Source organism: Aliirhizobium smilacinae (genome assembly GCF_006335145.1).
Lineage (GTDB): Bacteria > Pseudomonadota > Alphaproteobacteria > Rhizobiales > Rhizobiaceae > Neorhizobium > Neorhizobium smilacinae.
Map to the genome: position 1 here is coordinate 134518 of NZ_VDMN01000003.1, position 22800 is coordinate 157317.

A 22800-nucleotide genomic window follows, 5' to 3' on the forward strand; every position below is an offset into this window, starting at 1 on the left:
ATGGTGAGCGTGCCCGGTTATACCGATGGATTGCCGGTGTTGACGACAGTCCGCCAAGCAGGGCAGTCAGGATACGGAGTTGGTCGGCAAGCGCAAAGCGTGTCGTCCCGTCAGCGGGAGATGGTCCATGAATGTCAGTGATCCTGTCGAAAGCGATAAGCCGCCACCAAAGCGCAGGCCGATATGGCCATGGCTGGTTATGCTGGTCCTTACGCTGGCGGCCATCTACGCCCACTACCGGATATCCCTGATGATCGATGACCTGGCGCAGATGGCGAGAGACTTTGTCCAGCTACTGCAATGGATCCTGACAAAGTTGGAGGGCTGAGCGGAAGGCGCCTAAAGCCGGGCGTCGCGGGAGCGTTTTGGGGTGGGGTGCCCCTATCCATGGCCGATGATGCACAAGGGTTTTCACGAGCGCAATTCGAGGGGTGGCTTCTTCGGGTTAAGACACTTTGGTTGCTCAGGTTCATCAAACCTGAGGGGCACTACGCATGGAAGTATTCATTGCGGAGCAGGGTCTCGTAATGGGTCTAAAAAGCGAAGAACACGAGGGGCAGCGCAGCTGGTTGTCCAGTGATCTCAGTGGATACTGCAGACCGCAATCGATAGATTTGCACCTTATCTAGAAATGCAAAAGGCCCTGTCGAAACAAGGCCTTGCGAAGGTTCGGATGGTGGGCGTGACAGGGATTGAACCTGTGACCCCTACGATGTCAACGTAGTGCTCTCCCGCTGAGCTACACGCCCATCCGATGTCGGCGCATAGACCATACAGTGATCGGGCCGTCAACTGGTTTTTTGGAGGAAATGCGAAGCTTTTTTGACAGTCCCGCATTTCCGGTATTTTGGCGGCTGTGGATGATCGCGGGCGGTGCCTGGATCGATCGCTACGATGCCTGAAAACAGATGAGGCGCCCGGATGGACGGCTCGATCAGGTGCTTGATTCTGAAAAAAATGCTTCAGGCTGCTGCGAGCATCTTGTTCACTTCATCGACCAAGTCGCGAAGGTGGAATGGCTTGGAAAGAACCTTTGCGTCCTTCGGTGCCTTCGAGTCGGAATTCAGCGCAACGGCGGCAAAGCCAGTGATGAACATCACCTTGAGGTCCGGATCGAGTTCGGTCGCGCGGCGCGCGAGCTCGATGCCGTCCATTTCCGGCATCACGATGTCGGTCAGGAGGAGCGAGAAGGGTTCTTCGCGCAGCCTGTCATAGGCGCTTGCGCCATTGTCGAAAGAGGCGACCTTGTATCCCGCCTTTTCCAGTGCCTTCACCAGAAAACGGCGCATATCGTTGTCGTCTTCGGCGAGAAGGATTTTCTGTATCATCGTCGGGACCGTATCCGTGCATGCCTGAGGTTGTATGAGCTGTCCATAATGCCTGCTTAGGGTAAATTTCCGTTTAACCGGCATGGAACGGCGTTTGGTGGGATATACATAGTATGGACTTGGCGTCGGGCAACTGGCAACATGCCACATCAGACTTGTTCGTGACATGGTAAAGGCAGGATGGATCAGTCCGCGGCAGATTTTCAAGGGTTCGAGGTCAGAGAACCGGCGGCGCAGACAATCCCCTTCGTCTTTAATTCACCGCATAGCGGCAACCATTTTCCTGTGGATTTCCTCGCAAGCAGCTGTCTCGACTCCCTGTCCATCCGCCGTTCGGCCGATCATTACGTCGATGAGCTGTTTGCCGACGCCCCGGAACTGGGGGCGCCGCTTCTCGTCGCGCACTTCCCGCGTGCATATCTGGATGTCAACCGGGAACCTTACGAACTCGACCCGCGCATGTTCGACGGGCCGCTTCCGCCCTATGTGAATATCGGCTCGATGCGGGTTGCCGGAGGGCTGGGTACCATCCCGCGCATCGTTGCCGAAAACATGGATATCTACCGGAAACGGCTGTCGGTCGATGAGGGGCTGTCTCGAATCGAGACGATCTATAAACCTTATCACGCCTGCCTGCGCAAATTGATCGCCCGCACCCATGCGCGATTCGGCATGGGCATCCTGATTGACTGCCACTCGATGCCGGGCAATATCCGGCTTTCGGGTTCAGATGTCCGGCCGGATTTCATTATCGGCGATCGTTACGGGACCAGTGCCTCGGCGGAGCTTTCCCGCGCAGCATTGCAATTCTTCGACGACATGGGTTTTTCGGCCGTGCGCAACAAGCCTTATGCGGGCGGGTTCATTACCGAGCATTACGGTCGCCCGGTACGCGGCCTGCATGCCCTGCAGATCGAGATCAACCGCAGCCTCTATGTCGATGAGATAACGCTTGAGAAAAAGGCGGAATTTCCGCTGGTTGCGGCGGCTTTGTCTACCTTCATGCGCCAGATGGCCGAGTTCGTCGGCGAATTTTCCGATGGCGCGGATGCGCTCGCGGCCGAATAACTCGTTTTAACCTGTCTCGATAGCTTGGCGCCCGGCAGCGATGGCTGTGATGAGGGGAAAAAAAACCGCGCTCATCGCGCGGCTAAGTCTAGGGAGGAAACACCCAAGGAGGGTATTTACAGTCAAAGACTGTGATTAAGAAAATACGGCTAGATATGCACATTTGTCAAGCATATTTTTTCTGTGATTAAAATTGCATCATATTTGTGCGTTATGATTAAGGCGATGGCACCGAAGGCGGTTTTCTTTGGCAGCAAGAGGTCTTATGAAAGACGTGTCCTGCCATTGCCTCATGCTTTCACTTCATAATCCAAGGATCCGCCGATGTTGCCTGACCGCGATTTCTTCCATGCGCTTGCCGATGCCGCCAAAGGTGAAACGCTGCCGCGGTTCCGCACGGGAGTTTCGGTTGTTAACAAGGTTGCCGGCGGTTTCGATCCGGTAACGGAGGGGGATCGGGCCGCCGAGACGGCGATCCGGGCGCTGATCGAGGAACGCTTTCCCGATCACGGCATTCTTGGTGAGGAGCATGGGAATATCGGCCTCGATCGCGAGCATGTCTGGGTGATCGATCCGATCGACGGAACGAGGGCGTTCATTTCCGGCCTGCCGGTGTGGGGCACTCTGATCGGTTTCCGCTCCAACGGTCGTGCGACCATGGGGTTGATGGACCAGCCGTTCATCGGCGAGCGTTATTTCGCCGATGGCATCCGTTCCTGGTATTCGGGACCGGATGGCGAGCGGCAGATTTCGGTGCGTGATTGCGGGTCGCTTTCCGATGCAATCCTTTTCACGACGTCGCCGCATATCTTTCAGGGCGAGGATCTTGCGCGCTATCGCTCTGTCGAAGAGAAGGTGCGGCTGTTCCGCTATGGCTGCGATTGCTATGCCTATGCGCTGCTGGCTGCGGGGCATATCGATCTGGTGGTCGAAAACAGCCTTCAGCCCTATGATGTCGGCGCGCTGATTCCGATCATCGAACAGGCGGGTGGTATCATTACGACCTGGGACGGCGGGCGGCCGGAGAATGGTGGCAATATCATCGCGGCCGGATCCAAGGCTGTTTATGAACAGGCTATGGCTCTGTTGGCGGAGCGATAACAGGCGGCGTGTTCAAGCTGCGGTTTCGGCAAGGTCCAAACCGCCATCAAGGCCCGGCATAAAGGTCTCGATCGCCGTCATGGCCTGGGCGCGGTAGATATCCTTTTCCTGAAACAGTTCGTGTCTTGCGCCGGTGACGGTGATGAGCTGCCCGGCGCGAAAATTGCGGGACAGGTTTTCCTGCAGGCGATAAGGCACGACGCCGTCGAGCATCGGCGCGAGGATCAGGGTCGGGATGGTGATTTCGGTCAGGTGGGTCTGTAGCGAAACGCGGGTTGCGGCTTTCAGTGTCTCGTGGACCCATCTTGCCGTCGGCGCGCCGACGGTCAGATCCTTGAAGGCGCGGTAGAGATCGAGATTGCGTTCGAAGCGCGTCCTGTCGCCGGTCAATCCATTGCCTTCGAAGGGGATTACCCGCCGATCGCCGCCTAGCTGGGTGCCGCCAAGTCCGGTCCACGAGAGCAACCGTGCCAGCGGGCGAGCGAGTTTTTCCGATGCGGGCTGATTGTGGAAGCCGATATAGGGGGAAGCGAGCGCCATCCGACTGATCCGGTTCGACAGGCGTGGTGCAGCCGAAAGGGCAATCAGCGCTCCGGTGGAGTGGGCGACAAGGAAAAAGGGCAGGCGGGCATCCGGCAGCACGACCTGTTCCAGAAAGATCTCCAGATCCTTTTCGTAATCGGAAAAGCGCCGGACATGACCTTTCTTCGGATCCTTCTTCAGGCGATCCGACCCGCCTTGGCCACGCAAATCATAGGTCGCGACCCAGAGGCCCATGGCGTTCAGGTCGCGGATCGTCTCGAAATATTTCTCGATGAATTCGTTGCGCCCCTGGACCAGCACGATGGTGCCGCGTGCCGGCACGACATCCGACCGGAACAGACCGTAACGGATTTTTGCGCCGCGGTGGCCGGTGAAATAGCCCGCGGAGTAATTCTCCGGTGCGGGATTGGCCGAGGTGAGACGGAAGATATCGTCGCTGATTTGGTTCTCGCTCATATTTTCAGCGTTAGGCGAGTGTGCAGAGAGGTCAAGCAAAAATCGCTGCTTCCGCGACTGCGCTTCTTGCGAAGGGTGGACATGGTGGGTGTAACTGTATAACGCAGATTTTGTAATGTTATTACATATAGGAGAGGTTATGTCCCATTTGTTGCGTGCCGCCGCGTTGTCGGCTGCCCTTCTCGCCTCCAGTGCGGTGTTTGGACCGGTTGCATTTGCAGAAGAAGAAAAAGCTGAGACCTGGCGGCTTTTCGTTGCCGATCACAGCCTGCCGGTTGTGCGCGCCATCGATCTCGTATCCGGCACGGAGATCGGCAAATTCGATCTTGAAGGTTATGCTGCTCTTTCGTTGAGCGACAGCGGCCGTACGGTTTTCGCTGTGCAGGGTGACGAGAATGTCGTTCACGCCATCTCGTCCGGAATTTCCCTGTCGGATCATGGCGAGCATCGAGATATCGAAATCAATGAGCCGCAACTGACCTCGACGGTGATCAAGGGACAGAAGCCCGGTCATGTCGTTACCCATGGCGATCAGGTTGCCGTCTTCTACGATCGGGAGGCGAAGTTCGATCTCGTCAGTGAGGAGTCTCTGGCGCAAGGAGATGCAGAGCTGAAAGCCTTCGACACCATCGCGGCGCATCACGGTGTTGCCGTTCCGGCCGGCAAGCATTTTCTCGTCTCCGTGCCGAACACCGAGGTGGCCGTGACTGAAGGCGAGTTGCCGCCGAGGCTCGGCCTGCGCGTTGTCGATGGCGATGGAAAGCAGGTCGGCGAGATCGCAACCTGCACCGGCCTGCATGGTGAGGCCAGTTCCGCGCGTCTCGTTGCCTTCGGTTGCGAAGAGGGCGTTCTCGTGGCGCGTCCGGGTGGCATGGATGGGCCGAAGCTCGAAATGCTGCCGTATGGCGACCAGTTGCCGAAAGGAAAGGTTTCCACGCTGCTCGGCGGAAAATCGATGCAGTTCTTCCTTGGCAATTACGGGGAGGACAAGATCGTGCTCGTCGATCCGGACAGTGCGGATGAGACTTATCGCCTGATCGAGCTGCCGACGCGGCGGGTCGACTTCGCACTCGATCCTGCCGATCCGCGCAGCGCCTATGTTCTGACCGAAGATGGCAAGCTGCACCTGATCGACGTGGTGAAAGGTGAGATTGTCAAAAGCGAGACGATTACGGAGCCTTACAGCAAGGACGGGCATTGGCGTGATGCGCGTCCAAGGCTGGCCGTTGCCGGCGATCAGATCGCCGTTACCGATCCCCGCAAAAGCCTCGTTCGCATTGTCGATGGCGACAACCTGAAGGAGGTGCGCACGATCGCTGTGGAGGGGCAGCCGTTCGGTCTCGTGGCGGCCGGAGGATCTGGCGCGGTACACTGATAAGCCGCTCTATGGATTCGAGCGAGCGTCGGCCTGACCGGCGCTCGTTGATGCTCTTTCTGAGAAAAAGAGGGCCGGAACCGGCGACACGGGGATGACAGCGCGGTTCCGGCAAGGCTGACCGAAGCGAAGGGACGAATGATGCTTCGGCCGAAGGAGGCATGCCGCCTTCCAGAGCCTGCTTTCTAGCAAGGTGGCGCTGAACCGCAGCAAAACCGGCCGTTCATACGGCATTCACTGGCAAGGCAGCTGTGGCGCGGGAGGGTCTTGAAGGGCGTGGCCGCAATTCCCATCTTGGTTCTGCAGGCGCCGAAAGGGTCTGCTCAACGGGATCTTCATCGCCATTACGGGATGAGGATGCCCAAGTGAAAACCGCAACGTCGCTTCAATGGAGGACATTATGCGCCACGTCGATTTCTCTCCGCTTTACCGCTCCACCGTCGGTTTCGACCGCCTCTTCAATCTTCTCGACAATCGCAACTTTGGCGATCAGGGGCAGAGCTATCCGCCCTATAATATCGAGCGCACCGGTGAAAACACCTACCGCATCACCATGGCTGTCGCCGGCTTCGACGAAACGGAACTTTCGATTGAATTCCAGGCTCATGCGCTGACCGTGAAGGGCGAAAAAGCCGAGGAAGATGGTGTCGATCAGAACAAGTTTCTTTATCGCGGCATCGCCAAGCGCGCCTTTGAGCGTCGCTTCCAGCTCGCAGACCATGTGGAAGTCGAGACCGCTTCGCTGAAGAACGGCTTGCTCCATATCGATCTTGTGCGGAACATCCCGGAAGCGATGAAGCCGCGCCGTATCTCGATTGCAGCCGAGGCCGGCGATACGGCCAAAACGATCGAAGCCCAGGTTGCTCCGCAGCAGGTGAACTAACGCTTTCGTCCTCTGATCCTCCCATCAAGGACTGCAAGCCGACGCCCCTTCCTTCCGAGGAGGGGGCGTTTTTGTAGGTATTGACCAGTCTTGTGGTCAGCCCTGATGTATCTACATTGTTGCTACACCGGAGATTTCAATGCGCGCGACCGTGAAGAAGTGGGGTAACAGCGCTTCCGTTCGCATCCCAGCTGCCATCATGGAGGCAGCCAACCTGACAATCGACACGGTTGTGGAGATAACCGAAGAAAATGGCCGGGTGATCATTGAGCCGGTGAGTAATGATGTTGTCGACCTCGAACAGTTGCTTGCCGGCATCACTTCGGAAAACCAGCATAAGGAAGCCGACTTTGGCGCTGCGGTGGGCACGGAAGCCCTATGAGTGCTGCGAGCTATGTGCCGGAGGCGGGTGATATCGTCTGGCTCGATTTCTCACCGCAAAGCGGACATGAGCAAGCCGGCAGACGGCCGGCTGTCGTCCTTAGCCCGTCAGCCTATAACCGCTTTGGGTGGATGCTCTGTTGCCCGCTGACGACGAAAGTCAAAGCTTATCCGTTCGAAGGGCCGGTTGCCGGCAACCGAGGCGGTGTTGTGTTGGCCGACCAGGTTAAGAGCCTTGATTGGAAGGCTAGAAACGCACAGCGCAAGGGCGTCGTTTCGGGTGCCGAGCTTCGCGAGATCAGAGCGAAGGCCGTAGCCCTGATCGGCAAACCCTGAAAATTATCGAAATCTAAGCCGCTGCCGGTTCCGCCTTCAGTTCCTTTGCCTTCAGGCGCTCGGCGTATTTCTGTGCCAGCACTGCGCAGGTCATCAACTGGATCTGGTGAAACAGCATGATCGGCAGCACGATCGCACCGATCGATGCGGAGTTGCCGGCGAAGATGGCGTTGGCCATCGGCACGCCGCTTGCCAGCGACTTCTTCGAGCCGCAGAAGGTGATGGTGATCTCGTCTTCCTTGTTGAAGCCGAGCAGCCTGCTGCCGAACATGGTGATGCAGAGAACGGTTGCGAGCAGGAGGATGTCGAGGCCGATGACAACCGCGATATCGGTGAGCGAGAAGGTTTGCCAGATGCCTTCCATCACGGCAGTCGAAAAGGCGAGATAGACCACCATCAGGATAGAGCCGCGGTCGAAAGGCGTCAGCAGCTTTTTCTTTGAGCGGATCCAGCCGCCGATCCATGGCTGCAGCACCTGGCCGAGGATGAAGGGTGCGAGCAGCTGCAGCGCAATTTTTTCCAGCGCATCGAGCGATACGCCGCCGCCACCGGTCGTCGACAGCAGAAGTGCGATCAGGGCAGGGGTCAGGAACATGCCAAGAATATTGGAGCCGGATGCGGCGACGATGGCGGCCGGAACATTGCCACCGGCCATCGAGGTGAAGGCGATGGACGACTGTACCGTCGAGGGTAAAACGCAGAGAAACAGCATTCCCAGATAAAGCGGCGCCGGCAGGATGCTTTCGGGAATGAAACCGAGAGCCAGCCCCAGAAGCGGGAAAATGGCGAAGGTGGTGAGCACGATCGTCAAGTGCAGGCGCCAGTGAAGGACGCCGGCGATCACCGTGTCGCGTGCCAGGCGCGCGCCATGCAAAAAGAAAAGCAGGCCGATTGCGATGTCCGTCGCAATCGCAAACCAGTCCGCCCAGATGCCGTGAATGGGGAGAATAGACGCGAGGATCACGGTCCCCAACAGCATCATCGTATATTGGTCGGGCAGGAAACGCTTCATCACATGATCCTCAGACTGCACCCTTCAAGGTAGAACAGTTGTGGTTTCTCTTATCGTGAATTAGAATTCAACCATTAACAGTTATCATGAAATGAAATGGCGATGCTGAACCTTCATCATCTCGACAGTTTTCTCATGTTGCAGCGGACGGGCAGCTTCACCGAGGCGGCGGTAAGGCTCGGGGTCGGGCAGTCGACGGTGACGCAGCATATCCAGCGGCTGGAGAAATCGCTGGGACGCCAGCTTGTGTTTCGCGACACCCATCAGGTGAGGCTGACGGTGGATGGTGAAGCGCTTGTCGGCTATGCGCGCGGGATGCTGGATCTCAATGGCCAGGTCCTGTCGCTCTTTGGCGAAACTCGCCTGCGCGGACGCCTCAGGCTTGGTGTGTCGGAAGATGTCGTCGCCAACCGGCTGACAGGCATTCTGGAGGACTTCATCCGCCTCCATCCGCTGGTCGATCTGGAGCTGACGGTGGCGCTGTCAGCTGTGCTCAACCAGATGCAGGATGCCGGCGATCTGGATCTGGTGCTCGCCAAGCGGCATATCGGCGAAACGCATGGCAAGTTCCTGTATCGCGAGCCGTTGGTGTGGCTGGCGCGTGATCCTCATTTTGCTCCGGCCAAAGACACGGCGCTGCCGCTGATTGCCTTTCCGCCTCCTTCCATCACGCGACGAGTGGTGCAGGAGGCGCTGGACCGGGAAAAGCTTGCCTGGCGCGTCGTCTGCACCTGCGGCAGCCTGAGCGGGCTGACGGCCGCGGCGCGTGCCGGCATGGGCGTGATGGTTCAGCCGCGCAGCATGGTGCCGGAGGGGTTGCGGGAAATCGCCGGTGACCGCCTGCCACGGCTCGAAGACGTCGAGTTCGTGCTGATCCCGCGACGCGGCGCCGATGCCGTGATGGTCGAAGCACTGTCGAGTCTGATTGCGGCACGGATCGTGCCGCAATCGATCTAGTTGGCCTCCCGACAAAATCTCTCTGCCTTGGCAGGAATCGATGGCTGTCGTTAAGCGAGATGTGGTGTGTTCAGGCGGAGGCGCAGATCGACAGGAACTGATCCACGTCTTCCTGGGTCGTGGCGAAGGACGTCACCATTCGGATGAGGACCTCGTCCTTGCCGACCTTTTCCGGGATGTCGCGGGGTTCCAGCCAGTCGTAGAATTTTGCGCCCTGTTCCGACGCTGCCTTTGCGGATGCCTTCGGAAGGACAGCGAAGACTTCGTTGGATTCAGTTTGCCAAGCGAGGCGGGCGCTGTTCAGAGAGCCGAAGCCGGTACGCAGGCGATCGGCCATGGTGTTGGCGTGGCTTGCGAGACCGATCCAGAGGTCGTCCTTCAGATAGGCTTCGAACTGCGCCGCGATAAAGCGCGACTTGGAGAAAAGCTGGGCTGTACGCTTGCGCAGAAAGGCAAAGTCCTTGGCGAGCTGTGGGTCGAAGAAAACGATCGCCTCGGCGCACCAGCAGCCGTTCTTCGTGCCGCCGAAAGAGAGGACGTCGACGCCGCGTTTCCAGGTCATTTCGGCCGGCGAGCAGCCGAGCGAAACGAGAGCATTGGCAAAACGCGCGCCGTCCATATGCAGCGGCAGACCATTGTCCTTGGCGATCTTCGAGATCACGTCGATTTCGTCGAGCGAATATATGGTGCCGACTTCGGTCGCCTGGGTCATGGTGACGGCGGCGGCGCGACCATGGTGGACCGAATCCTGCGGATAACGTGCGATGCGTTCAATGAGATTTTCCGGCAGCATCTTGCCGGCGGGGCCTTCGACGCCGACCATGCGCATGCCCGAGAAAAAGTCCGGCGCACCGCATTCGTCTTCGATCACGTGAGCTTCCGTGTGGCAAAAGGTCAAGCCGCCCGGACGAGCAATACTGGCAAGCGACAGTGAATTGGCTGCCGTGCCGGTGGCGACGAAAAAGACCGCGACTTCCTTTTCGAAGATTTCGTTGAAGCGCTGCTCGATCGCCCGGTCGAGATCACTTGTTCCATAAGCCGCAGCGAAACGGGTCGATTCCTTCGACAAACGTTCGTTGATGGCAGGATGGGCTCCTGCCCAATTGTCGGAGGCGAAGAACATGGAAAGCTACCTTGGTATTGTTGGGAGGGACGGCATCGGACATTAAGACTTTTTGGCATTGGTGCAACGATTAAGCCCATGGGTAGCCCGATGACCTTTTGCGTAGGCAATGAAATGCAATCGAAGCGCAGGATGACGTAATTAAATTGCGCACAAGCTGCGACATTGGCAACAGAGTGTCCGCGGCTGCTTAGAAATTTGTGGTGGCACTCTTGTGAGAAAGTTAAAATCGTGCGATAGAAAGAGAATAATTAGGTCAGCTTTTCTGTCCTAATTTTTGCGCAAGGGCATCGGTTTGATCCTTGAGTTGCAGATCTTGACGCCGATCCGGGTTAGAGTGCGCCTCCTTAAGGGGGCTTGCCACTGATGCTGGAGCGGCGCCGTTGCATGACTGGGGATGGCGAGTGTCATCTCCTGAATTTGATAAAGTGCCACCTTGCTCGCCTAAGATAGCGGCCAACAGGAGGAATGACGATGACGAAGAAGGTTATTGATATGCACTGTCCCACCGACATTGCCTCGGCGAAAGCCGAGCAGAGCGTGCCTTTCGTCGCGTCCGGCTTTCCGGCCGCCCAGGGTCTCTATAATCCGCGCAACGAACACGACGCCTGCGGTGTTGGCTTCATCGCCAACATGAAGGGGCAGAAGTCCCACCAGATCGTCAAGGACGGGTTGTTCATTCTGGAAAACCTGACGCATCGCGGTGCGGTCGGCGCCGATCCTCTGATGGGCGATGGCGCGGGCATTCTGGTGCAGATCCCCGACCGTTTCTTTCGCGAAGAAATGGCCAAGCAGGGCGTAACCCTGCCGAAGGCCGGCGAATATGCCGTCGGGCATTTCTTCCTGCCGCGTGATGCCGAGCAGATCGAGCATTTCAAGAAGGTGATCGTCGATGTGATCGCTGAGGAGGGGCAGCAGTTCCTCGGCTTCCGCGATGTACCTGTCGATAATTCTTCGCTCTCCAAGGCGCGGGCGATTGCCGCGACCGAGCCGTATCACGTCCAGGTCTTCATCGGTGCCGGACACGACGCTGCGACAAACCATGAATTCGAGCGTAAGCTCTTCCTAGTCCGCAAGGTCATCTCCAACCGTATTTACGATCAGTTCGGCGGCCAGGAAACCGGCTTCTACCCGGTGTCTCTGTCGTCCTCGACGATCGTCTACAAGGGTATGTTCCTCGCCTATCAGGTCGGCGCCTATTACAAGGATCTGGCCGATCCGCGGTTCGAAACGGCTGTGGCTCTCGTCCACCAGCGTTTCTCGACCAACACATTCCCGTCGTGGAAGCTGGCACATCCGTACCGTATGGTTGCCCATAACGGCGAAATCAACACGCTGCGTTCCAACGTCAACTGGATGGCTGCGCGCCAGGCATCGGTCTCTTCGCCGCTGTTCGGCGACGACATTTCCAAGCTCTGGCCGATCTCCTATGAGGGCCAGTCGGACACGGCCTGCTTCGACAACGCGCTCGAGTTCTTGACCCGTGGCGGTTATTCGCTGGCGCATGCAATGATGATGCTGATCCCGGAAGCATGGGCCGGCAACCAGTCGATGTCGAAGGAGCGCAAGGCGTTCTACGAATACCACGCCGCCCTGATGGAGCCGTGGGACGGCCCGGCTGCCGTCTGCTTCACCGATGGCAAGCAGATTGGCGCAACGCTTGATCGTAACGGCCTGCGTCCAGCCCGTTATCTCGTCACCGATGACGACCGCGTCATTCTCGCATCCGAAGCCGGCACGTTGCCGGTGCCGGAAGAAAAGATCATCAAGAAGTGGCGCCTGCAGCCGGGCAAGATGCTGCTAATCGATATGGAGAAGGGCCAGATCATCTCCGACGAGGAGCTGAAGACGACGCTTGCTACCCGCCATCCGTATGGCAAATGGCTCGATCGCACCCAGCTCATCCTCGAAGACCTGAAGCCGGTCGAACCGCGGGCTCTGCGCCGTGACGTGTCGCTGCTGGATCGCCAGCAGGCTTTCGGCTACACGAGCGAAGACACCAAGATCCTGATGTCGCCGATGGCGACGACCGGCCAGGAAGCCGTTGGCTCGATGGGCACCGATACGCCGATCTCGGCGATGTCGGACAAGTCGAAGCTGCTCTATACCTATTTCAAGCAGAACTTTGCGCAGGTGACCAACCCGCCGATCGACCCGATCCGCGAAGAGCTGGTCATGAGCCTCGTATCGTTCATCGGTCCGCGCCCGAACATTCTCGACCATGAAGGCATGGCGAATGCCAAGCGTCTGGAAGTGCGCCAGCCGATCCTGACCAATGGCGATCTGGAAAAGATCCGCTCGATCGGTCACACCGAGGATCGTTTCGACACCAAGACGCTCGACTTCACCTACGACATCGAGCGTGGCGCCGATGGCATGCCGGAAATGCTCGATCGTCTGTGCGAACGTGCAGAGGCTGCGGTCAAGGGCGGTTACAACATCATCGTACTGTCCGACCGCCAGATCGGTCCGGACCGCATCGCCATCCCTGCGCTTCTGGCGACGGCTGCCGTGCACCATCACCTGATCCGCAAGGGGCTTCGCACCTCGGTCGGTCTGGTCGTGGAATCCGGCGAGCCGCGCGAGATCCATCACTTCTGTCTGCTGGCCGGTTACGGTGCGGAAGCGATCAACCCCTATCTCGCCTTCGATACCCTGACCGACATGCATATGCGCGGCGAATTCCCGAAGGAAGTCGATGCGAGCGAAATCGTCTACCGCTATATAAAGGCGGTCGGTAAGGGCATCCTCAAGGTCATGTCCAAGATGGGCATTTCGACCTACCAGTCCTATTGCGGTGGCCAGATCTTTGACGCCGTCGGCCTGAACTCGGAACTGGTCAACCAGTATTTCTTCGGTACCGCGACATCGATCGAAGGCATTGGCCTTACAGAGATCGCCGAGGAAACAGTCAGCCGCCATGCATCGGCCTTCGGCAAGGACCCGGTTCTGGCCTCGTCGCTCGATATCGGTGGCGAATATGCCTACCGCATGCGCGGCGAAAGCCATGCCTGGACGCCGGATGTCGTTGCGACCCTGCAGCATGCGGTTCGCGGCAACAGCCAGGAACGTTACCGCGAGTTTGCCCAGATGGTGAACGAGACGGCGGTCAGGATGAACACGATCCGCGGCCTGTTCAAGATCAAGAGTGCCGACGTTCTCGGCCGCACGCCGGTTTCGATCGACGAGGTCGAACCGGCGGTCGATATCGTCAAGCGTTTCTCGACCGGGGCGATGTCCTTCGGCTCGATCAGCCGCGAGGCGCATACGACGCTTGCGATCGCGATGAACAAGATCGGCGGCAAGTCGAACACCGGCGAGGGCGGCGAAGAAAGCGATCGTTACCTGCCGCTGGCCGATGGGTCGATGAACCCCGAACGTTCGGCGATCAAGCAGATTGCGTCCGGTCGTTTCGGCGTCACGACCGAATATCTGGTCAATGCCGATATGTTGCAGATCAAGGTGGCGCAGGGTGCAAAGCCCGGCGAAGGCGGCCAGCTGCCCGGGCACAAGGTCGATGCGACGGTTGCCAAGACCCGCCACTCGACGCCGGGCGTCGGCCTCATCTCGCCGCCGCCGCATCATGACATCTATTCGATCGAAGATCTGGCGCAGCTGATCTACGACCTGAAGAACGTCAACCCGACGTCCGATATTTCCGTCAAGCTGGTCTCCGAAGTCGGTGTCGGCACGGTTGCTGCAGGCGTCGCCAAGGCACGCGCCGACCATATCACGGTTGCCGGCTTCGATGGCGGTACCGGTGCGTCGCCGCTCACCTCGTTGAAGCATGCAGGTTCCCCTTGGGAAATCGGCCTTGCCGAAACCCAGCAGACGCTGGTGCTGAACGGGCTTCGTTCGCGTATCGCGCTGCAGGTCGATGGTGGCCTGAAAACCGGCCGTGACGTGATCATCGGTGCGCTTCTCGGTGCCGACGAGTTTGGTTTCGCGACGGCCCCGGTCATCGCGGCCGGCTGCATCATGATGCGCAAGTGCCATCTGAATACGTGCCCGGTTGGCGTTGCAACGCAGGACCCTGTCCTGCGCAAGCGCTTCAAAGGCACGCCGGAACATGTGATCAACTACTTCTTCTTCGTCGCTGAAGAAGTGCGCGAAATCCTGGCATCGCTCGGCTTCACCCGGTTCGACGAGATCATCGGCCTGTCCGATCTTCTCGAAAAGGACGACATGCTGGCCCATTGGAAGTCTCAGGGCCTCGACTTCTCGAAGATCTTCCACAAGGTGGAAGCGCCAAAAGAAGCGACTTACTGGACTGAACGCCAGAAGCATCCAATCGACGACATTCTCGACCGCAAGATGATCGAGAAATCTCAGGCTGCACTTGAAAGCAAGGAGCCGGTCGTCTTCGACGTTTCGATCAAGAACGTCGACCGGTCCGCCGGCGCGATGCTTTCGGGCGCGCTTGCCAAGCGCTGGGGCCAGAAGGGTCTAAAGGACGACACGATCCATGTGACGCTGACCGGTACCGCCGGCCAGTCGTTCGGTGCCTTCCTCGCACGTGGCATCACCTTCGACCTTGTTGGCGACGGTAACGACTATGTCGGCAAAGGACTTTCGGGTGGCCGCATCATCGTTCGTCCGCCGGATAATTCGAAGATCGTCGCCGAGAACTCGATCATCGTCGGCAATACCGTGCTTTACGGCGCGACCACCGGGGAATGTTATTTCCGCGGCGTGGCAGGCGAACGCTTCTCGGTGCGCAATTCGGGCGCGATCGCCGTCGTCGAGGGCGTGGGTGACCACGGCTGCGAATACATGACCGGCGGCATCGTCGTCGTGCTCGGCGAAACCGGCCGCAATTTCGCAGCCGGCATGTCGGGCGGCGTGGCCTACGTGCTCGACGAGAAGGGCGATTTCGCCAAGCGCTGCAACATGGCGATGGTCGAGCTTGAGCCGGTTCCGGAAGAGGACGACATGCTGGAGAAGCTGCACCATCACGGCGGCGACATCATGCACAAGGGACGCGTCGACGTGTCCGAGGACATGACGCGCCACGATGAGGAGCGCCTTTACCAGCTGATCTCTAACCATATGCACTATACCGGCTCGACCCGCGCCAAGGACATCCTTGATCGCTGGACCGAGTTCCGGCCGAAGTTCCGCAAGGTCATGCCGGTGGAATACCGCCGTGCGCTGGTCGAGATGGAACGGGCGCGGATGGGTATCGCGGCGGAGTAAGCCAGATGGCTCTCGTTCATCGATTGGTTTCGGTGGGCATCGCGGTCGCTGTGCCAGCGGCCGCATTCTTCGCGAGCGGCAATGTCGCAATAGAATTTATCGTGCTGGGGGCGGTTATGGGTTTCGCCTACTGGTACTGGGGCCCTGCGGGCACCCTGCTTTGAAGAGGGAATGACATGGGCAAGGTTACGGGTTTCATGGAAATCGACCGGCAGGTGGGCAAGTATCAGCCTGCATCGGATCGTATCCGCCATTTCCGCGAATTCACCATTCCGATGTCGGATGCGGAAGTGACCAAACAGGCTGCCCGCTGCATGGATTGTGGCGTCCCCTATTGCCACGGTCCGACCGGCTGTCCCGTGCACAACCAGATTCCCGACTGGAACGATCTGGTTTATAACAACAAGTGGGAAGAGGCGATCCGCAACCTCCATTCCACGAACAATTTCCCGGAATTCACCGGCCGCGTCTGTCCCGCGCCGTGCGAGGAGGCTTGCACGCTCAACCTCGAGGATGCGCCGGTCGCGATCAAGACGGTCGAGCAGGCGATTGCCGACAAGGCCTACGAGCTTGGTTATATCGTGCCGCATCCGGCTACGGTGAAGACCGGCAAGAAGGTTGCCGTGATCGGTTCGGGTCCTGCCGGCATGGCGGCTGCCCAGCAGCTTGCCCGCGCCGGCCACGAAGTTCATGTCTATGAGCGCGAAAGCAAGGCCGGCGGTCTGCTGCGTTACGGTATTCCGGACTTCAAGATGGAGAAGAACTTCATCGACCGTCGTGTCGAGCAGATGACGGGCGAAGGTGTGACGTTCCACTATGGCGTCAATATCGGCGTCGACAAGAAGTTCGAAGAACTGACGGCCGAGCACGATGCCGTCGTCTATTGCGGCGGCTCGGAAACCCCACGTCCGGCCGGCATTCCGGGTGCTGACCTGCATGGCGTCTATGATGCGATGCCGTATCTGGTTCAGCAGAACCGTCGCATCGGCCGCGAGAATATCGACAGTGTCGCCTGGGCGGCAGAACCGATCCTCGCCGGTGCCAAGCATGTCGTCGTTGTCGGCGGTGGCGATACGGCGTCCGACTGCGTCGGCACGGCTTTCCGCCAGGGTGCCGTCAAGGTGACCCAGCTCGACATCCGTCCGCAGCCACCGGAAAAGGAAGACAAGCTTGCCGTCTGGCCCTTCTGGGCGACAAAGATGCGTACCTCGTCTTCGCAGGCGGAAGGTGCAAACCGCGAATTCCAGGTGGCAACGCTCGAATTCATCGGCGAAGACGGCCAATTGACGGGCGTCCGTTGCTGCGAAGTCGATGAGTGCCGCAAGCCGATCGCCGGCACCGACTTCATCATCAAAGCAGATCTCGCCTTTATCGCAATCGGCTTTTCCGGCCCGATGACGGAAGGCGTGCTGAGCGAACTCGAAGGCAAGCTCGAGATCAATGTCGATCGCCGCGGTTCGACCAATGTCGTTGCCAGCGAGCGCGACTACAAGACCTCGGTCGACAAGCTGTGGACGGCAGGCGACGTCCGCCGAGGCCAGTCGCTGGTCGTCTGGGCTATCCGCGAAGGCCGTCAGGCAGCCCGTGCCATCGACGAAGCATTGATGGGAAGCTCGCTTCTGCCACGCTGAGATTTTTATCAGTAAGCCTGCAGAAGGATCATAGTCAGATTGAAGCCGCTGTCTTTCCTCACAGGGAAAGGCGGCGGCTTTTGTTTTGGAGGATATTCACGGTTTCGGTCAATTTGATCAACGTCAAGGGGAGGGTGGTGCGATCGTGTAAGGCCTTGTCTGAACGGACCTGACATTCATCAAGGTCCTGGACACCCAAAGGACAAGGTAATGCGCTTCAGTATTCCCGCTATTTTAAACTATTTCAAAGGCATGGTTCCGTTCCGGATCGTTCCGGCGATCGTCACCACGATCTTTCTTCTCACTTTGCTGGCGATACCGGCTCCTACAGGTCTGGACGAAAACGGCTGGAAGATGCTGGCCATCTTCCTGACCACGATCCTGGCGATCATTTTGAAAGTCATGCCGATCGGCGTCATGGCCTTGATGGCGATCGTTATCGTTTCGCTGATGCAGGTCACCTCGCCCAATTCCAAGGGTGCCGTTGCTGATGCGCTGAGCAGTTTCGCCAATCCGCTGATCTGGCTGATCGTCATTGCAGTCCTGATCTCGCTTGGTCTGCGCAAGACCGGTCTTGGCCGGCGTCTCGGCCTCGGCTTCATCGCGCTTCTCGGCAAGCGGACGATCGGTATCGGTTACGGGCTCGTATTCTGCGAGCTGATCCTTGCGCCGTTTACGCCGAGCAACACCGCACGCGGCGGCGGCATCATTCACCCGATCATGAAGTCGATCGCCAATGCTTTCGATTCGGATCCGGCAAAGGGCACGCAAGGCAAGGTCGGTACCTATCTGGCGCTGGTGAACTATCACGCCAACCCGATTTCGTCGGCAATGTTCGTCACCGCGACCGCTCCCAATCCGCTTGTCCTCGAATATATCTCGAAGTCGACCGGTGGTGCGATGCAGCTGACCTGGGTCACCTGGGCCTTAGCGATGTTCGTGCCCGGGATCGTGGCCCTCATCGTCATGCCGCTCGTGCTTTATTTTCTCTCGCCGCCCGAACTGAAGCGGACGCCTGACGCCGTCGCTTATGCCAAAAAGGAACTGGCCGGCATGGGGCCGTTGTCGGGCAAGGAAATGGTGATGATCGGCACCTTCGCCATGCTGCTTTTGCTCTGGGCCAATGTGCCGGCGATGATCTTCGGGCCGGCCTTCACGCTCGACCCGACTGTTGTCGCTGTCCTCGGTCTCTTTGCACTGCTGATCACCGGCACGATCAACTGGGACGACGTACTTTCGGAAAAAAGTGCCTGGGATACGCTGATCTGGTTCGGAGCGCTTGTCATGATGGCCGACCAGCTCAACAAGCTCGGTGTGATCGGCTGGTTCTCGAACGGCATGAAGGACATGATCTCGCATGCCGACCTGAGCTGGCAGATGACTGCGGCCATTCTGGTGCTGATCTTCACCTTCGCCCATTACATGTTTGCCAGCACCACCGCCCATGTCAGTGCCATGATGCTCGCCTTCCTGACCGTCGGCGTGATGCTGATCCCGGCTGAATATCAGGCGGTGTTCCTGCTGATGATGGCTGCCTCGTCGTCGATCATGATGACGCTGACCCACTATGCCACCGGCACGTCGCCGATCATCTTCGGTAGCGGCTATATCACCATGGGCAAGTGGTGGGGCGTCGGCTTTATCATGTGCCTGGTCAACCTCGCCATCTTCGCGGTCGTCGGTGCGGTATGGTGGAGAGCGCTTGGCTACTGGTGATCGGTCAAGATCATCGAAAGCGAAGAGCTGCAGGCGCCGTCAGCGGCGCCTGTTTTATTGTGTCTTGGAGATCTTGTAGTCGTCGACACGTCCGACAGGAGCCGGATCCATCTCGCCTTTTTTGACCAGCTTCTCACGCGGGGACTGGGACAGGCTGTCCCTTGTGGGGATTGCGCTTAAAAGTTCCTTGCCGCCGTCCAGATCCGGATCGGAGAGGCTGATCGGGAGGGCCGGGAGAACTTTGTCAGGATCGACGGGAAGGCCGAGATCCGGCAGCGTGCCGGGGCCGAGGTTCACCAGCTCGGGACTTGCCATGTCGCCGAGATGGCGACGCGCCAGCTTCTCGACATAAAAGGCAAGCTTCTGCTTGCCGGCGGTGGTGAAGGTAATGCCGTCGGAACCACGCAGGCGCACCTGCTGGCCGCTGACGTCGGAGCCGGTCAGGATGAACTTGCCGTCCTCGTCGACGAACCCGTCCCAGATATCAACGAACTCGCCGCCCGCCTCTTCGGTGCGGGCGCGGTAGATGGCGTTGAGCTTGACGGCATCGGCCATCATCGAAGGTGACTGGAAGGAAGGCAGGCCGACCCAGAGCAGTGGCAGCTTGCGGCTGGTAACGACACGAGCGACCTCTGCCACACGTCGCCGATATTCACCAAACCATGCATCGGTGCGGAATTTTTCCTTCGCGCCGGATGTCATCTGCTGCCGATCGTTGGCGCCGATCATGACAACGACGATTGCGGGCTTGGCCTCGTCTATGATGCCCGGCAATTCCTTCAGCCAGTCGTAATGATCGTCGCGAACCAGTCCCGACGAGCCATCGCTGCGGGTAAATACGGCAACGCCGGGAGAGGCTTCGAATGTGGTCTCCAGTTCGCCGCCGATATTGCCGGCAAAAAAGTCACCGACAACGAGGATCTTGCGGGCGTTCTCAAGTTTTGCAACCGGGTCGGGTTTCAGCGGTGCAAGCGGTATCGGGGGCCGGGGAGCAGGCGACCTGACGGCAGCACGGTTTCGCTCCCGGCGCGGAGCCATTTCGATGATAGAGCCGTCGCGGCGGTCATAGCGGGCTGGTGGCTCTTCCCGCTCGTAACGGGGGCCGCCGAAAAGCAGGTCGAACAGGTTCCGGCGCCTCACCGGCTCCTGTGCACCGGCAGCGACAGGGAAACTACCAGCCACGATGACAGCCGCCAGCACACCGCAGCCGATACGCCGAACGAAGCTTTTCTCCACGGATTTGCCAGACATCGTCATCAATCCCGACAGGCTATCATCGCCACAAATCTTGCGCCGGCCGGTTCACTTGTCAACGCAAGGCGCGAAGCAGTGATTGCGACGGTTCGCCGTTCTGGTCCATGCCAAGTCGCTTCTGGATCGCCGAGATCGCAGCCTTCGAGCCGGAGCCGAAGTTGCCGTCGACTTCGCCGTCATAATAGCCGAGTTCCTTCATCCGGCTCTGCAGCTCGAATTTTTCCTTGATATCGAGTGTGCCGGTCGGGCGCGGCCAGGACTGCTGCATACCGCCGTAACCTGCGATTTCGTCGGCCAGAAGCCCGACTGCCAGAGCATAGCTGTCTGCGGCGTTGTATTTCTTGATGGTGAAGAAGTTTTTCATCATCAGGAATGCCGGTCCGTTGGAGCCGCCCATCAGCTTCAGCGTGGCTCGGTCGGCGCCGCGCGGAAAAGCTTTACCGTTGGCGCGAACGAAACCGAGCGCTGCCCATTGGGCAAGCGTCTTGGTCTGGCCTTCGTATTTGCCAGCGCCTGACGGAAGCACGGCTTCGTAACCCCAGGTCTTGCCTGTAGTCCAGCCATTCTTGGCGAGCAGGTTGGCGGAGGTCGCCAGCGCATCGGGGATGGAGTGCCAGATGTCGCGCTTGCCGTTGCCATCGGCGTCAACCGCGTAAAGCAGGTAGCTGGTCGGGATGAACTGCGTATGGCCCATGGCGCCTGCCCAGGAGCCGGTAAGTTGTTTGGCAGTGACGTCGCCCGCCTGCAGGATCTTCAAGGCGGCGATCAACTGGCTACGGGCGAATTTCGCGCGCTTGGGGTCGGCCCATGCAAGGGTTGCCAGCGCCTGAGGCACATGATGCAGCCGATCCGGCTTTTCGAGCACGGCGCCGTAATTGGATTCCATCGACCATATGGCGAGGAGAATGTTCTTGTCGACACCGAAATGGCGCTCGATGGCGTTCAACGTCCCACCGTGGCGGGCAGCCATCTGGCGGCCGATCTGTACCGTATATGGATTGACGCGGCTGTCGAGATATTCCCAGATCTGCGACTTGAATTCGGGCTGATACTGCGCCTTCTGCAGTGCTTCCGGATCCGGCTCATTGATGCCGGCAAACGCCTTCTGATAGGTCGAACGGCTGATACCACTCTGAGCGGCGGTCTCGTAGAAATTTGCAACCCAAGTCTTGAAACCGGCATCGGCTTGGGCATTTAACGGCATCATGACCGTCACAAGACCGGCTGCAAGCAGGAGAGCGAAACTACGCGAGCGGGTGCGGAATCTGGTCATCGGCAGTCGTATCCATTCCTTCATTCGCCGTTCATGGCGTGTCTGGTATGCGGCTCAACGATGTTTTAACGTAATAGAGTCAACAAATTCTTTACCATAGATCACAGGTTCGTGGGAGCCTTTTGCGAAACGGTAGCAATTGAGCTTTAGAACCCTGCAAGTTTCAAATCCGCACAATGGCGTGCATCAGGAGGCATGAGTGTCTGAGCAGCGTAAGATCCGCAAAGCAGTTTTCCCGGTTGCCGGGCTCGGAACGCGTTTCCTTCCGGCGACCAAGGCCGTTCCGAAGGAAATGCTGACCGTCGTCGACAAGCCGGTCATCCAGTATGTGGTGGACGAGGCGGCTGAAGCCGGTATCGAGCATTTCGTTTTCGTCACCGGCCGTGGCAAGGGCGTGATCGAGGACTATTTCGATATCCAGTTCGAACTGGAACAGATGCTGCGCGAGCGCAACAAGAATGCGGAACTGACGCTCCTATCGCACATCCTGCCGAAGGCCGGCACAGCCAGTTTCACCCGCCAGCAGGTTCCGCTTGGCCTCGGTCATGCCGTCTGGTGCGCCCGTGACATCGTCGGCAATGAGCCTTTTGCAGTTCTGTTGCCCGACATGATCATGTCTTCGGAGAAAAGCTGCCTCAAGGGCATGGTCGAGCTTTACGACCAGACAGGCGGTAACGTGCTCGCCGTCGAGGAATGCGATCCGGAACAGGCGCATAAATACGGCATCGTCGGCAAGGGTGCTGCCGTCGGGGACGGCGGTTTCAAGATCACCGAGATGGTCGAAAAGCCTGCCAAGGGTACGGCGCCGTCTAACTTCTTCATCAACGGCCGCTACATCCTGCAGCCTGAAATCTTCAAGATCCTGGAGACCCAGGAACGTGGCGCCGGCAACGAAATCCAGCTGACCGACGGCATGCTGGCGCTTGCCAAGTCGCAGGAATTCGCCGGTTACCACTTCAAGGGCGAAACCTATGACTGCGGCGCAAAGGATGGCTTCATCCTTGCCAACCTGGCATTCGCCCTGCAGCGCCCGGATATCCGTCCTGCGATCGAAGGCCCACTCAAGGCGCTTGCCGCCAAGCTGAAGTAAGTTCGACACAGCCCCCAAATAAAAGAAGCCGCCGGGCATGCCCGGCGGCTTCTTTCGTTCATGCTGCGTGGAGATAT

General features: G+C 58.8%; 19 protein-coding genes and 1 tRNA gene. 13 read left to right on the plus strand and 7 right to left on the minus strand.

Features of this window, described 5'->3' with window-relative positions; genetic code table 11:
- The first annotated feature begins 127 nt into the window (after positions 1 to 127).
- A complete protein-coding gene (locus FHP24_RS15315) occupies positions 128 to 328 on the plus strand; it encodes a hypothetical protein (protein WP_139677103.1) in 201 nt (66 codons plus the stop codon).
- Between the two features lie 346 nt (positions 329 to 674).
- Here the strand turns inward: FHP24_RS15315 and FHP24_RS15320 are convergent.
- Positions 675 to 749, minus strand: a tRNA-Val gene (locus tag FHP24_RS15320).
- Between the two features lie 213 nt (positions 750 to 962).
- A complete protein-coding gene (cpdR1, locus tag FHP24_RS15325; protein ID WP_112457710.1) occupies positions 963 to 1328 on the minus strand; it encodes a response regulator CpdR1 in 366 nt (121 codons plus the stop codon).
- Between the two features lie 180 nt (positions 1329 to 1508).
- Here cpdR1 and FHP24_RS15330 point away from each other — a divergent pair, with 180 nt between their 5' ends.
- Positions 1509 to 2396 (plus strand): N-formylglutamate amidohydrolase, encoded by an 888-nt coding sequence (locus tag FHP24_RS15330; protein WP_139677104.1) that lies wholly within the window; start codon positions 1509 to 1511, stop codon positions 2394 to 2396.
- 324 nt (positions 2397 to 2720) lie between these two features.
- Positions 2721 to 3497 (plus strand): histidinol-phosphatase, encoded by a 777-nt coding sequence (gene hisN / locus FHP24_RS15335; RefSeq protein WP_139677105.1) that lies wholly within the window; start codon positions 2721 to 2723, stop codon positions 3495 to 3497.
- A gap of 12 nt (positions 3498 to 3509) precedes the next feature.
- Here hisN and FHP24_RS15340 read toward each other — a convergent pair whose 3' ends face one another.
- Positions 3510 to 4481 (minus strand): alpha/beta fold hydrolase, encoded by a 972-nt coding sequence (locus FHP24_RS15340; protein ID WP_394344634.1) that lies wholly within the window; start codon positions 4479 to 4481, stop codon positions 3510 to 3512.
- Positions 4482 to 4635: 154 nt separating this feature from the next.
- On the opposite strand from FHP24_RS15340, the gene aztD reads away from it, so the two are divergent.
- The 4 genes from aztD (at position 4636) to mazF (ending at position 7471) form a co-directional block, all read left to right on the plus strand.
- Entirely contained in the window at positions 4636 to 5871 is a 1236-nt protein-coding gene (gene aztD, locus FHP24_RS15345) for a zinc metallochaperone AztD (RefSeq protein ID WP_139677107.1), read from the plus strand.
- A 400-nt stretch (positions 5872 to 6271) separates the two neighbouring features.
- Positions 6272 to 6754, plus strand: coding sequence for an Hsp20 family protein (locus tag FHP24_RS15350; protein WP_139677108.1), 483 nt, complete (start codon positions 6272 to 6274; stop codon positions 6752 to 6754).
- 139 nt (positions 6755 to 6893) lie between these two features.
- On the plus strand, positions 6894 to 7136 hold the full coding sequence (locus FHP24_RS15355; protein ID WP_139677109.1) for an AbrB/MazE/SpoVT family DNA-binding domain-containing protein: 243 nt from the start codon (positions 6894 to 6896) through the stop codon (positions 7134 to 7136).
- Positions 7133 to 7471, plus strand: a complete 339-nt coding sequence (mazF, locus tag FHP24_RS15360; RefSeq protein ID WP_139677110.1) for an endoribonuclease MazF — start codon at positions 7133 to 7135, stop codon at positions 7469 to 7471. The genes FHP24_RS15355 and mazF overlap by 4 nt, the downstream gene beginning before the upstream one ends.
- A 13-nt stretch (positions 7472 to 7484) precedes the next feature.
- On the opposite strand, the gene FHP24_RS15365 is transcribed toward mazF, so the two are convergent.
- A complete protein-coding gene (locus FHP24_RS15365; protein ID WP_139677111.1) occupies positions 7485 to 8483 on the minus strand; it encodes a bile acid:sodium symporter family protein in 999 nt (332 codons plus the stop codon).
- 102 nt (positions 8484 to 8585) lie between these two features.
- Between FHP24_RS15365 and FHP24_RS15370 the strand changes: the two genes are divergently transcribed.
- Positions 8586 to 9440, plus strand: a complete 855-nt coding sequence (locus FHP24_RS15370) for a LysR family transcriptional regulator (protein WP_139677112.1) — start codon at positions 8586 to 8588, stop codon at positions 9438 to 9440.
- A gap of 70 nt (positions 9441 to 9510) precedes the next feature.
- Here FHP24_RS15370 and FHP24_RS15375 read toward each other — a convergent pair whose 3' ends face one another.
- Positions 9511 to 10563, minus strand: coding sequence for a threonine aldolase family protein (locus FHP24_RS15375; RefSeq protein ID WP_139677113.1), 1053 nt, complete (start codon positions 10561 to 10563; stop codon positions 9511 to 9513).
- 495 nt (positions 10564 to 11058) lie between these two features.
- On the opposite strand from FHP24_RS15375, the gene gltB reads away from it, so the two are divergent.
- The 4 genes from gltB to FHP24_RS15390 all read left to right on the plus strand — a co-directional run bounded on the left by gltB (position 11059) and on the right by FHP24_RS15390 (position 19106).
- Positions 11059 to 15759, plus strand: coding sequence for a glutamate synthase large subunit (gene gltB, locus FHP24_RS15380; protein WP_394344635.1), 4701 nt, complete (start codon positions 11059 to 11061; stop codon positions 15757 to 15759).
- Between the two features lie 5 nt (positions 15760 to 15764).
- Complete coding sequence (locus tag FHP24_RS28750) at positions 15765 to 15923, plus strand: hypothetical protein (RefSeq protein WP_180356017.1); 159 nt, start codon at positions 15765 to 15767, stop codon at positions 15921 to 15923.
- 12 nt (positions 15924 to 15935) lie between these two features.
- On the plus strand, positions 15936 to 17390 hold the full coding sequence (locus FHP24_RS15385; protein ID WP_139677114.1) for a glutamate synthase subunit beta: 1455 nt from the start codon (positions 15936 to 15938) through the stop codon (positions 17388 to 17390).
- 210 nt (positions 17391 to 17600) lie between these two features.
- Positions 17601 to 19106 (plus strand): DASS family sodium-coupled anion symporter, encoded by a 1506-nt coding sequence (locus FHP24_RS15390; RefSeq protein WP_139677115.1) that lies wholly within the window; start codon positions 17601 to 17603, stop codon positions 19104 to 19106.
- A gap of 54 nt (positions 19107 to 19160) precedes the next feature.
- Here the strand turns inward: FHP24_RS15390 and FHP24_RS15395 are convergent, their stop codons facing one another.
- Positions 19161 to 20357, minus strand: a complete 1197-nt coding sequence (locus tag FHP24_RS15395; protein WP_139677116.1) for an SGNH/GDSL hydrolase family protein — start codon at positions 20355 to 20357, stop codon at positions 19161 to 19163.
- Positions 20358 to 20415: 58 nt separating this feature from the next.
- Positions 20416 to 21633: a lytic murein transglycosylase gene (locus tag FHP24_RS15400; RefSeq protein ID WP_139677117.1), complete on the minus strand. Its 1218-nt coding sequence runs from the start codon at positions 21631 to 21633 to the stop codon at positions 20416 to 20418.
- A 199-nt stretch (positions 21634 to 21832) separates the two neighbouring features.
- On the opposite strand from FHP24_RS15400, the gene galU reads away from it, so the two are divergent.
- Positions 21833 to 22723 (plus strand): UTP--glucose-1-phosphate uridylyltransferase GalU, encoded by an 891-nt coding sequence (gene galU, locus FHP24_RS15405; RefSeq protein WP_139677118.1) that lies wholly within the window; start codon positions 21833 to 21835, stop codon positions 22721 to 22723.
- Positions 22724 to 22800: the final 77 nt, after the last annotated feature.

Coding starts and splice junctions, on each gene's coding strand:
- FHP24_RS15315 (WP_139677103.1), top strand. CDS start 128: ATGAATGTCAGTGATCCTGTCGAAAGCGATAAGCCGCCACCAAAGCGC.
- cpdR1 (WP_112457710.1), bottom strand. CDS start 1,328: ATGATACAGAAAATCCTTCTCGCCGAAGACGACAACGATATGCGCCGT.
- FHP24_RS15330 (WP_139677104.1), top strand. CDS start 1,509: ATGGATCAGTCCGCGGCAGATTTTCAAGGGTTCGAGGTCAGAGAACCG.
- hisN (WP_139677105.1), top strand. CDS start 2,721: ATGTTGCCTGACCGCGATTTCTTCCATGCGCTTGCCGATGCCGCCAAA.
- aztD (WP_139677107.1), top strand. CDS start 4,636: ATGTCCCATTTGTTGCGTGCCGCCGCGTTGTCGGCTGCCCTTCTCGCC.
- FHP24_RS15350 (WP_139677108.1), top strand. CDS start 6,272: ATGCGCCACGTCGATTTCTCTCCGCTTTACCGCTCCACCGTCGGTTTC.
- FHP24_RS15355 (WP_139677109.1), top strand. CDS start 6,894: ATGCGCGCGACCGTGAAGAAGTGGGGTAACAGCGCTTCCGTTCGCATC.
- mazF (WP_139677110.1), top strand. CDS start 7,133: ATGAGTGCTGCGAGCTATGTGCCGGAGGCGGGTGATATCGTCTGGCTC.
- FHP24_RS15365 (WP_139677111.1), bottom strand. CDS start 8,483: ATGAAGCGTTTCCTGCCCGACCAATATACGATGATGCTGTTGGGGACC.
- FHP24_RS15370 (WP_139677112.1), top strand. CDS start 8,586: ATGCTGAACCTTCATCATCTCGACAGTTTTCTCATGTTGCAGCGGACG.
- FHP24_RS15375 (WP_139677113.1), bottom strand. CDS start 10,563: ATGTTCTTCGCCTCCGACAATTGGGCAGGAGCCCATCCTGCCATCAAC.
- gltB (WP_394344635.1), top strand. CDS start 11,059: ATGCACTGTCCCACCGACATTGCCTCGGCGAAAGCCGAGCAGAGCGTG.
- FHP24_RS28750 (WP_180356017.1), top strand. CDS start 15,765: ATGGCTCTCGTTCATCGATTGGTTTCGGTGGGCATCGCGGTCGCTGTG.
- FHP24_RS15385 (WP_139677114.1), top strand. CDS start 15,936: ATGGGCAAGGTTACGGGTTTCATGGAAATCGACCGGCAGGTGGGCAAG.
- FHP24_RS15390 (WP_139677115.1), top strand. CDS start 17,601: ATGCGCTTCAGTATTCCCGCTATTTTAAACTATTTCAAAGGCATGGTT.
- FHP24_RS15395 (WP_139677116.1), bottom strand. CDS start 20,357: ATGTCTGGCAAATCCGTGGAGAAAAGCTTCGTTCGGCGTATCGGCTGC.
- FHP24_RS15400 (WP_139677117.1), bottom strand. CDS start 21,633: ATGACCAGATTCCGCACCCGCTCGCGTAGTTTCGCTCTCCTGCTTGCA.